We start from the raw sequence: 11,928 nt of genomic DNA, 5'->3' as shown, positions 1-11,928 counted from the left end.
GGTCCGCTCTTTCAGCGCTCGTGGTGGGAATTGCCGTCGAGTGCCGCCCGCACCAGGTCGTCGACGTCCATCGCGTCGATCGACTCGTCGTAGGCGTGCGCCTCCGCCGTGGCGGCCTCGCCGCCGGTCACGGCGCTGTGCTCGGCCGCGAGCTTCAGCAGGGGTTCGAGGACGCCGCTCTCGCGCAGCCGGGCCAGGGGGACGGAGGCGAGCAGGGCCCTGAGGCCGGCCTGGTCGAGGTCGTCGGCGTCCGTCCCGCTCGCCTCGTCCTCCGGGACGAGCAGGCCGAGGATGTGGCCTGCGAGGTCCTCGGGGTTGGGGTGGTCGAAGACGAGTGTGGCGGCGAGGCTGAGTCCCGTCGCGGCGTTGAGCCGGTTGCGCAGTTCGACGGCGCTGAGGGAGTCGAAGCCGAGGTCCCGGAAGGCCCGGTCGGCGCCGACGGCGTCGGCCGTGGGGTGTCCGAGCACGGCGGCGGCCCGGGTGCGCACCAGGTCCAGGACGGCCGCGGAGCGCTGGGCGGGCGGCAGACCTGTCAGCCGCTCGGCCAGGGCCGTGCCGGGAGCTTCCTCGTCCGGGTGTCCGGCCGGGCGGGGTGCGGTGCCGCCGGGCAGCTCCGCGAGGAGCGGGCTGGGGCGTACGGCGGTGAAGTGCCGTACGAACACGTCGTGTTCGACGTCCACGACGACCTCGGTGGGCCGGCCGCCCATGACTGCCCGGCGCAGCGCCGTGACGGCGAGGTCCGGGTCCAGGGGGCGGATGCCGGTGCGCCGGGCCGCGGCGGCCGCCCGGTCGTCGCCGGCCATGCCGCCGCCTCCCCAGGCTCCCCAGGCGATCGAGGTCGCGGCGAGGCCGTCGGCGCGGCGCTGTTCGGCGAGGGCGTCGAGGCAGGCGTTGGCGGCGGCGTAGCCGGCTTGTCCGGGGTTGCCGACCGCGGCGGACGTCGAGGAGAACAGGGCGAACACGGCCAGGTCCAGGTCGCGGGTGAGGTCGTGCAGGGCCAGGGCCGAGGTGGCCTTGGCGCGGAACACGGCGTCGAAGCGGTCCGGGGTGAGGCCGTCGAGCACGCCGTCGTCGAGGACGCCCGCGGTGTGGACGACGCCGGTCAGGGGTGCCTCGGCGGGGATGCCGGCGAGGACGGCGGCCAGCGCGTCGCGGTCGGCGGCGTCGCAGGCGGCGAGGGTGACCTCGGCGCCCAGCGCGGTGAGTTCGGCCCGCAGTCCGGCCGCGCCGGGCGCGTCGGGGCCCCGGCGGCTGACGAGCAGCAGGTGCCGCGCCCCGGCGCGGGCCAGTTCGCGGGCGACCCGGGAGCCCAGGGCCCCGGTGCCGCCGGTGATCAGGACGGTGCCGGCGGGGTTCCACTCCTGTGCGGCGCGCCCGGCCGGTGCGGGCACGAGCCTGCGGCCGAGGGCGGCGGAGGGCCGTACGGCGATCTGGTCCTCGTCGCCGGGGGCCGCGAGGACCGCGGCGAAGCGGTCCGCCGTCCGCTCGTCGAGGGTTTCGGGCAGGTCGATCAGGCCGCCCCAGCGCTGCGGGTGCTCCAGGGCGGCGACGCGCCCCAGTCCCCACACCGCTGCCTGGGCGGCGCCGGGCACCGGCTCGGCGGGCGAGGCCGCGACGGCGCCGCGCGTGACGCACCACAGGGGTGCGGTGATGTCCGTGTCGCCCAGTGCCTGGATGAGCGCGGTGGTGAGCGCCAGGCCTTCGGGGGCGTCCGCCCCGCCGGCGGGTGCGGTCGCCAGGGCGAGCAGGGAGAGCACGCCGGTGAACACGCGTCCGCCGGCGGACGTCTCCCGCAGCCGGCCGGCGAGTTCCTCGCGTCCGGTGCCGTCGGTCTCCAGGCGTGTCACGTCCGGGCCGAGGGCGGTCAGGACGTTCGCGACCCAGGGGTCGCCGGCGTGTCCCGCCGGGAGCACGGCGAGCCAGTTGCCCGCCGCGGCCCGGGAGGGGGCGAGGGTGAGCGGCTTCCAGGTGATCTGCTGCCGCCAGCCGTCGACGGTGCTCTCGTCGCCGCGCCGGCGGCGCCAGTCCGCGAGCGCCGGCAGCACCTTGGACAGGGCGTCGCCGTCCACGTTCAGGGTCGCTTCCAGCGCGTCGAAGTCCTCGTCGGCCACGGCCGACCAGAAGCCGTCGTCCTCGCCCCCGGCCGTACGGGGGTCGGTGGCGGAGGGCGTCTCCGGCCAGAACCGCTGGTGCCGGAAGGGGTAGGTGGGCAGGTCGGTGCGGCGGGGCGTGGTCCCGTCGGTGTCCAGTACGGCGGGCCAGTGCGGGCTCAGTCCGCCGACGTGCAGCCGGGCGAGCGCGGTGACCACGGACGTCTCTTCGCCGCGGTCCTTGCGCAGGGCCGGTACGGTCACCGCCCGTGCGGACAGGGCGTCGAGGGTGTCCTGGGCCATGGCGCTCAGCGAGCCGTCGGGGCCCAGCTCCAGGAAGACGGACACGCCGCGCCCGGCGAGGGTGCGCACGCCGTCGCCGAAGCGGACGGCCTCGCGGACGTGGCGCACCCAGTAGTCCGGGGAGCACACCAGCTGCTCGGCCGCCGGCTCGCCGGTGAGGTTGGACACGAGCGGGATCGCCGGGGCGTCGTAGGTGATGCCCCGGGCGACCTGCCGGAAGTCCTCGAGAATGGCGTCCATGTGCAGGGAGTGAAACGCATGGCTGACCCGCAAACGCGTAGTCTTCCGCCCGCCGGCCGCGAACTTCTCGGCGAGGGCGAGGACGGCGCTCTCGTCACCGGAGAGGACGACGGACTCCGGGCCGTTGACCGCGGCGATCGACACGCCGTCGGTCAGGTGCGCCAGCACCTCGTCCTCGGGGGCCCGTACGGCGACCATGGCGCCGCCCGCGGGCAGGCCGTTCATCAGCCGCGCCCGTGCGGCGACCAGCCGGCAGGCGTCCTCCAGGGAGAAGACCCCGGCGACGTGGGCCGCGGCGATCTCGCCGACGGAGTGCCCGGCGACGAAGTCCGGCCGGACGCCCCAGGATTCGACGAGCCGGTACAGCGCCACCTCGATCGCGAACAGCGCGGGCTGGGTGAAGCCGGTCTCGTTCAAGCGCTCCGCGTCGGTGAACATCACTTGCCGCAGCTCACCGTCGAGGTGCGCCAGCACCGCGTCGAGTGCCTCGGCGAACACCGGGAAGCGCTCGGCGAGTTCCCGGCCCATGCCGGCGCGCTGCGAGCCCTGGCCGGCGAACAGCACCGCCAGCTTCCCGCGGCGTGCCTCCGCGTCTCCCCGGACGACCTGCGGTGTGTCGGTGCCGCCGGCCAGCGCGGCCAGGCCCTGGAGCAGCTCGTCACGGCCTTCGGCGAGGACCGCGGCCCGGTACGGGAACGCCGACCGGGTCGTCGCGGCGGACAGCGCGAGCTCGGCGACGGTGAGTCCGGGGCGACGGGTCACGTAGGCGTGCAGCTGCCGTGCCTGGTCCCGCAGCGCGTCCGGCGCGGCGGCCGAGACGGGTACGGGCAGCAGGCCGCGGGGTTCCCCGGCCGGCTCGGGCGCCTTCGCGGCCTCTTCGGGCCGCTCGATGATGACGTGGGAGTTGGTGCCGCTGGCGCCGAACGCCGAGATGCCGGCCCGGCGCGGTCGGCCGGTCCGCGGCCACTCGGTCGCCTCGGTCAGCAGCTCGACCGAGCCCGCGGTCCAGTCGACGTGCGCCGAGGGCTCGTCCGCGTGCAGGGTCCGCGGCAGCACGCCGTGCCGCATCGCCAGGACCATCTTGATCACGCCGCCGACGCCGGCGGCCGCCTGGGTGTGGCCGATGTTGGACTTCAGCGACCCCAGCAGCAGCGGCTGCTCGCGGTCCCGGCCGTACGTGGCCAGCAGCGCCTGGGCCTCGATCGGGTCGCCCAGGGTGGTGCCGGTGCCGTGGGCCTCCACGGCGTCCACGTCGGCCGGTGCCAGGCCGGAGTCGGCCAGCGCGCGCCGGATGACGCGGCGCTGCGAGGGGCCGTTCGGGGCGGTGATGCCGTTGCTGGCGCCGTCCTGGTTGACGGCCGAGCCGCGCAGGACGGCGAGGACCTCGTGCCCGTTGCGGCGGGCGTCGGAGAGGCGTTCGAGGACGAGGACGCCCACGCCTTCGGACCAACCGGTGCCGCCCGCCGAGGCCGAGAAGGCCCGGCAGCGGCCGTCGGGGGCGAGGGCGCCCATCTCGCCGAACTCGACGAAGTTCACCGGGGTGGACATCACCGTCACGCCGCCAGTCAGCGCGATCGGGCATTCGCCATTGCGCAGGGCCTGGGCGGCCAGGTGGAGGGCGACCAGCGAGGACGAGCAGGCCGTGTCGACGCTGACGGACGGGCCTTCCAGGCCGAGGGAGTACGACACCCGGCCGGAGAGCAGGCTGGCCGACTGTGCGGTCTGCGCGTGGCCGAGCTGGCCCGCCTCGGGCCGGTAGTCGCCCGAGCCGCCGCCGATGAACACGCCCGTGTCACCGCCGCGCAGCCCGGCCGGGTCGATGCCGGCCCGCTCCAGGGCCTCCCAGGAGGCTTCCAGCAGGATGCGCTGCTGCGGGTCCATCACCATGGCCTCGCGCGGGGAGATCCCGAAGAAGCCGGGGTCGAAGTCCGCCACGTCGTGGAGGAATCCGCCGCCCCGGGCGACGGTCGCGCCGCGCCCGTCCCGGTCGCCGTGCAGCAGCCGGTCCAGGTCCCAGCCGCGGTCGGTGGGGAAGCCGCCGATGGCGTCGCCGCCGGCCGACAGCAAGTCCCACAGGTCCTCGGGTGAGCGGATCCCGCCGGGGTAGCGGCAGCTCATGCCGACGATCACCACGGGGTCGTCGGCGGTGGCGGCGCCGCGTGGGCGTGCCGCCACCGCCGCGGTGTCCTCCTCGCCGTCCTCACCGTCGAGTTCGGCCAGCAGGTGGGCGGCCAGGGCCTCGGCCGTCGGGTAGTCGAAGACGAGCGTGGCGGGCAAAGACAGGCCCGTCGCGGTGGCGAGCTGGTTGCGGAGGTCGACGGCGGTCAGCGAGTCGAAACCGAGGTCCCTGAAGGGCTGCCCGGTCGGTACGGCGTCGGCGTCGGCGAACCCGAGCACCGAGGCCACCTCGGCGCGGACCACGGCCAGCAGCGCCTCGGTGCGCTCCCCGGCCGGGCGGGCCGCTAGGCCGGTCCGGAGCCCGGACGCGGCGACCGCCGTGCCCGGGACGGTGCCGCCGGAGGCCGCCAGGGCCTCGCGGGCCTCGGGCAGGTCCGTGAAGAGGGCGCTACGGCGGTTACGGGTGAAGGCCGGTGCGAACCGATCCCACTGCACGTCGGCGACTGTCACCGAGGCGGCGTCGTCACCGGCGGAACGGGCGAGCGCGGTCAGGGCGGGCCGGGGGTCCATCGCGGGCAGCCCGTTGGCCCGCAGGTGCGTGGCCAGGCTGCCGTCGGTGGTGTCCGTCCAGGCGCCCCACGCGACCGACAGGGCAGGCAGTCCGCGAGCGCGGTACCGCAAGGCCAGGGCGTCCAGCAGGGCCCCGGCGGCCGCTTCCGTGCTCCTGCCGTTCACGCCCCACGTGCCGGCGATCGTCGAGAAGAGGACGAACGCGTCCAGGGGCCGGTCGCCGGCCGCCTCGGCGGCCACGGCCGCAACGTTCTCTACGCCCGCGTGCAGCGCGGCCAGGGCCATCTCCGGGTCGTCCGCGGAAGACGATCCGGGCCCGTCGGCGTACACCACCGCCGTCAAGGGCTCCGGAGCGGAGGCGAGGGAGGCCGGCAGCGCGTCGCCGTCGGCCGGGTCGCAGGTGACGTACGTCAGCCCGGTGCCCGTGCCGCCGAGTTCGGCGTTCAGCTCCTCCGCCGCGTCCGGTGCGGACGGGCCGGACGCCAGCACGACGTGCCGGGCGCCCTGCCCGGCGAGCCAGCGGGCGACGTGGCCACCGGAGCCGGACGCCTCGCCGACGACGAGGACCGTGCCGGACGGCTGCCAGGACGCCGCCCGGGCGTCCGTCGCGGCGCGCACCAGCCGGCGCCCGAAGGTGCCGGAGGGCCGCAGCGTCACCTGGTCCTCGCCGTCCGTGCCGGAGAGGACGGTGCGGAACCGCTCCGCGGAGCGCCGGTCGAGCACGTGCGTCACGTCGACGAGACCGCCCCAGCGCTCCGGGTACTCCAGGGCCGCCACGCGGCCGAGGCCCCACACCGCGGCCTGGGCCGTGCTCACGTCGGCGTCCGCGTCGCCCACGGACACCGCGCCGCGGGTGACGCACCACAGCGGGGCGTCGACGCCGGCGTCCGCCAGGGCCCGTACGACCTCGTCCGGCCGTGCCAGGCCTACGGGCACGGGCACGGGTACGGCTTCGTCGCCGGAGGCGGCGAGCAGCGAGACGACGCCCGCGAAACCGGTTTCCCCTTCCGTGGCAGTGAGTTGGGCGAGGCGGCCGGTCAGGGCGGCCCGGTCCGTCGCGTCGGTCTCCACGAGGACGGCCCCGTCACCGAGGGCCGCGACCACGGCCGCGGTCCACGCGTCGTCGGCGCTTCCCGCCGGGACGAGCGCCAGCCACGGTCCGCGGAGGGTGCGCGACGCGGTCCCGGTGAGCGGCTTCCACGTCACGTGGTACCGCAGGCCGTCGGCGGCCGAGCGCTCGGCGCGCGTGCGGCGCCAGGTGGACAAGGCGAGCACCAGGGCAGAGAGCGCAGTGTTGTCGAGATCGAGGTCGGCGGACAGCGACTCCAGGTCCCCGCGCTCCACCGCGGCCCAGAACTCGGCGTCCAGGGGGTCCTGGGCTCCGTCCCGGTCCTGCTCTGCGGGCGCGCTCTCCGGCCAGAACCACTCGTGCTGGAAGGGGTAGGTGGGCAGGTCGACGCGGCGGGCGCCGGTGCCGGAGAAGACCCCGGCCCAGTCCACGTCCGTGCCCGCGACGTGCAGGCGGGCGAGGGCGGTCAGCAGCGCCGTCTCCTCGGGGCGGTCCTTGCGCAGCGCCGGGACAGCGACGGGGGCGTCGTCCAGGACGTGCTGGGCCATCGCCGTCAGCACGCCGTCCGGGCCCAGCTCCAGGAAGACGGAAGCGCCTTCGGCAGCGAGCGTACGGACACCGTCCGCGAAGCGCACGGTCTCCCGGACGTGGCGGACCCAGTAATCCGCCGAGCAGATCAGCTCCACGGCAGCAAGGCTGCCGGTCACGTTCGAGACCACCGGAATGCCCGGCGCGTTGAACGACAGCCCCTCGGCCACCCGCCGGAAATCCTCCAGCATCGGCTCCATCAGCGGCGAATGGAACGCGTGACTCACCGACAGCCGCTGCGTCTTACGTCCCTCGGCCGCGAACTCCCCCGCGATGCGCAGCACCTCGGCCTCGTCCCCGGAGAGAACGACGGACTCCGGGCCGTTGACCGCCGCGACGGACACACCGTCCACCAGCCGCCCGGCCACCTCAGCCTCGGGCGCCTGCACGGCAACCATCGCGCCGCCCGCCGGCAGCGCCTGCATCAAACGGGCCCGCGCCGCCACCAGCGTGCACGCATCCTCCAGCGAGAACACCCCCGCCACATGCGCCGCCGCAATCTCACCGATCGAATGCCCCGCCACGAAGTCCGGGCGAATCCCCCAGGATTCGACCAGCCGGAACAGCGCCACCTCGACCGCGAAGAGCGCCGGTTGCGTGAACCCGGTCTCCTCCAGCCCGTCCGCGTCGCCGGACATCACGTCCCGCAGCGGCCGGTCCAGCTCCGCGTCGAAGTGGGCCGTCACCGCGTCGAGCGCTTCGGCGAACACCGGGAAGCGCGCGTACAGCTCGCGGCCCATGCCGACCCGCTGGGAGCCCTGGCCCGAGAAGAGCACGGCGAGCTTCCCGGCGGCGTCCTGGACGGTGCCGCGGGCGAGTTCGGAGATCCGCTCGCCGTCGGCCAGCAGCACCGCCCGGTGGGCGAAGGCGGCCCTGCCGGTGGCCAGGGAGTACCCCACGTCGGCGGCCGGTGACCGGCCGGTCAGCGCGGTGAGCCGCTCCAGCTGTGCCGTCAGCGCGGCCCCGGACTTGGCCGACACCGGCCAGGGCACCGGGCCCGGCCCGGCAGTGGGCTCTTCCGTGACCGGCTCCGCCTGCTCCGGCGCCTGCTCGACGATGACGTGCGCGTTCGTGCCACTGACGCCGAAGGCGGAGATTCCGGCCCGCCGGGCGTGCCCGGTCCGCGGCCACTCCTGCCGCTCCGTGACGAGCGAGAGGGCGCCGTCCGTCCAGTCGACGTGCGTGGTCGGGGTGTCGATGTGCAGGCTCTGCGGCAGCACGCCGTGCCGCATCGCCAGGATCATTTTGATGATGCCGGCGACGCCGGCGGCGGCCTGGGTGTGGCCCAGGTTCGACTTGACCGCGCCGAGCAGCAGGGGGCGGGGCCGCTCGTGGCCGTAGGCGGCGATGAGGGCCTGGGCCTCGATGGGGTCGCCGAGCCGGGTGCCGGTGCCGTGCGCCTCGACGGCGTCGACGTCGGCGGGGGCGAGGCCGGCGTCGGTGAGGGCCCGGCGGATGACGCGCTGCTGGGCCCGCCCGCTGGGGGCCGTCAGGCCGTTCGAGGCACCGTCCTGGTTGACGGCGGTGCCGCGGACGACGCCGAGGACGTCGTGGCCGTTGCGGCGGGCGTCGGAGAGCCGTTCCAGGACGAGGACGCCCACGCCCTCGGACCAGCTCGTACCGTCGGCCGCCTCGGCGAAGGGCTTGCAGCGGCCGTCGGGGGCCAGCCCGCCCTGGACGGTGAACTCGGTGAACGAGTCGGGGCCGGACATGACCGAGACGCCGCCGGCCAGGGCCAGCGTGCACTCGCCTGAGCGCAGGGACTGCGCGGCCATGTGCAGGGCGACGAGCGACGACGAGCAGGCCGTGTCGACGGTGACGGCCGGGCCTTCGAAGCCGAACGCGTACGAGAGCCGGCCGGACATGACGCTGGCGGTGTTGCCGGTGGCGACGTGGCCGCGGACGTCGGCGGTGCCCCGGCGCAGGAGGTTGACGTAGTCCTGGCCGTTGGTGCCGACGAAGACGCCGGTGCGGCTGCCGCGCAGGGTGGTCGCGTCGATCCCGGCGCGCTCGAAGACCTCCCAGGCGGTCTCCAGCAGCAAGCGCTGCTGCGGGTCCATGGCCAGCGCCTCGCGGGGCGAGATCCCGAAGAACGCGGCGTCGAAGAGGCCGACGCCGTCGAGGAAACCACCGTCAAGGGTCGCCGAGGCTCCCCCGGCGAGCTCGGTGAGGTCCCAGCCGCGGTCGGTGGGGAATCCGGAGATCGCGTCCTCACCGCGGACCAGCAGCTGCCAGAGGTCCTCGGGGGAGCGTACGCCGCCGGGGAAGCGGCAGTTCATGCCGACGACGACGATCGGGTCGTCGTCCGCCGCCCGTTCGGCCGGGGCCGGGGCGGCGGCCGGGCCGGTGCCGGGCAGCGTGTCGAGGAGTTCGGTGAGGAGGAAGCCGGCGAGGGCGAGGGGGGTCGGGTAGTCGTAGACGAGCGTGGCGGGCAGTTTGAGCCCGGTGGCGGCCGTCAGGGCGTTGCGCAGTTCGACGGTGGTCAGCGAGTCGAAGCCGAGGTCGCTGAAGGGCTGGTCGGCGCTGATGCTGCCGGTGCCGGAGTGGCCGAGGACCGCGGCCACCTGCCCGCGCAGCAGGTCGAGGACGAAGCGGGGGCGTGCGGACGGGTTCAGGCCGGCGAGCTGCCGGCGCAGTGCCGGTTCCCGCGGTGCGGCCTCCGGTGCTCCGGCGGCCGGCGCGGTGCCGGGCCGGCGCAGTTCGGGGAGGTCGCCGACGAAGGGGCTGGGGCGGAGGGCCGTGAACGCGTCAGCGTAGCGGCCCCAGTCGATGTCGGCGAGGGTCAGCACCGTGGCGTCGTGCTCAATGGCGTGGCGCATGGCGGTGAGTGCCTGGTCCGGCGCCATGGGGGTGAAGCCGCCGCGGCGGACGCGGCTGTCGATGCCGGCCCCGTCGGCGGCCATGCCGCCCTCGGCCCAGGGGCCCCAGGCGAGGGAGGTCGCGGGCAGGCCCGCGGCGCGGCGGTGCTCGGCGAAGGCGTCGAGGAAGGCGTTGGCGGCGGCGTAGTTGCCCTGGCCGGGCGCGCCGAGGGTGCCGGCGACGGAGGAGAAGAGCACGAAGGCGGTCAGGTCGTGGCCGCGGGTCGCCTCGTGCAGGGCGAGCGTGGCGGTGACCTTGGCGCGCAGGACGGCGGCGAACTTCTCGGGTGTGAGGGTGTCCACGACGCCGTCGTCGACGGTGCCCGCGGTGTGGAAGACGGCGGTGAGCGGGTGCTCCTCGGGGATCGCGGTCAGGACGGCGGCGAGCGCGTCGCGGTCGGCGGTGTCGCAGGCGGCGATGGTGACGCGGGTTCCCGCGTCCTCAAGTGCGGTGCGCAGTTCGCCGGCACCCGGGGCCTCGGGGCCGCTCCGGCTGACGAGCAGCAGGTGGCGTGCGCCGCGCTCGGCGAGCCAGCGGGCGACGCGGCCGCCGAGGGCGCCGGTGCCGCCGGTGACGAGCACGGTGCCGGCGGGCCGGAACTCGGCGGGCGCCGGGGCGTCCCCGACCGGGTGGTGGGCGAGCCGACGGGCGTACGTGGCGGTGGCGCGTACGGCGAGCTGGTCCTCGCCGCCGTTTCCGGCGAGTGCGCCGGCCAGGCGGCGCAGGGTGGTGCCGGTGAGCTCGTCGGGGAGGTCGAGGAGACCGCCCCAGCGCCCGGGGTGCTCCAGGGCGACGACGCGGCCGAGGCCCCAGACGGCGGCCTGGGCCGGGCGGGCGAGCCGCTCGGAGCGGCCGACGGCCACGGCGGTGCGGGTGACGCACCACAGGGGTGCTTCGATGCCGGCGTCGCCCAGGGCCTGGACGGCCGCCGCGGTGAGCAGCAGGCCGGAGGGGACTCCGTCCTCGCCGTACGAGTCGCCAGTGTCGGCCGTGTCGTCCGCCGCGAGCAGGGACAGCACTCCGGTGAATTCGTGTCCTTCGCCGGTCAGTTCGCGCAGCCGGTCGGCCAGGTCCGCGCGCTGCGGTGTGGTGACGTCGACGCGTACGGCGGCGGTGCCGAGGGTGCCGGTGACCGTGTCGAGCCAGGCGGGGTCGGCGGCGCCGGCCGGTGCGAGCACGAGCCAGGTTCCGTCCGGGTGCGCCGGGCCGGAGCCGGCCGCGCCGGTCAGGGGCTTCCAGGTGACCCGGTAGCGCCAGCCGTCGACGGTGGCCTGCTCGCGGCGCTTGCGGCGCCAGGACGCCAGGGCGGGTACGACGGTGGTGAGGGTGTCGTCGTCCAGGTCCAGGGAGGTGCCGAGGGACGCGAGGTCCGCGCGTTCGACCGCCGACCAGAAGACGGCGTCCGCCTCGTCGGCGGGGCCGGCCGGGGCGGAGGTCACGACGGCCGTCTCGGGCCAGTAGCGCTCGCGCTGGAACGGGTAGGTCGGCAGCGCGGTCCGGCGGGCACCGGTGCCCGCGAAGACGGCGTTCCAGTCGATCTGTACGCCGCGCACGTGCAGGGTGGCGAGGGCCCTGGTGAGGGCCGGCGCTTCGGGGCGGTCGCGGCGCAGTGCCGGGACGGCGGCGATGCCGCTCTCCTCGTCGGCGGTCGCGCGGACCGCTCCGGAGAGCACGCCGTCAGGGCCGAGCTCGAAGAAGGTGGTCACGCCCTGCTCGGTGAGCCGGCGCACGGCGTCGGCGAAGTGGACGGTGCCGCGTACCTGGCCGGTCCAGTAGTCGGGCGAGCCGAGTTCTTCGGCCGTGACGGGCGCGCCGGTGACGGTCGACACGAACGGCACCGAGGGCGTCCCGTAGGTGATCCCGGCGGCGACGCGGGCGAAGTCCTCCAGCATCGCGTCCATGCGGGGCGAGTGGAAGGCGTGGCTGACGCGCAGCCGCTTGGTGCGGCGGCCGAGCTCCTCGAAGCGGGCCGCGATCGCGAGGACCGCGTCCTCGTCGCCCGAGACGACCAGGGAGGAGGGGGTGTTGACGGCGGCGACGGAGGCGCGCCCCTCGTGGGCGGCGAGCAGGGGCAGCACCTCGTCCTCGGTG

At 75.8% G+C, this 11,928-nt stretch carries 1 protein-coding gene (cut by a window edge); it reads right to left on the bottom strand.

Translation table 11 applies throughout. The features are described 5' to 3' along the window. Positions 1–11: 11 nt before the first annotated feature. Positions 12–11,928: the final stretch of a type I polyketide synthase gene (locus D7231_RS02340; protein WP_120753407.1), read on the bottom strand. Its footprint extends 16,649 nt past the window's final position; only the last 11,917 of its 28,566 coding nucleotides appear in the window; its start codon lies beyond the right edge, outside the window — the gene reads right to left on this strand; its stop codon occupies positions 12–14.

This window comes from Streptomyces klenkii, assembly GCF_003626645.1.
Lineage (GTDB): Bacteria > Actinomycetota > Actinomycetes > Streptomycetales > Streptomycetaceae > Streptomyces > Streptomyces klenkii.
This window is presented reverse-complemented; position numbering and strand designations above follow the sequence as displayed.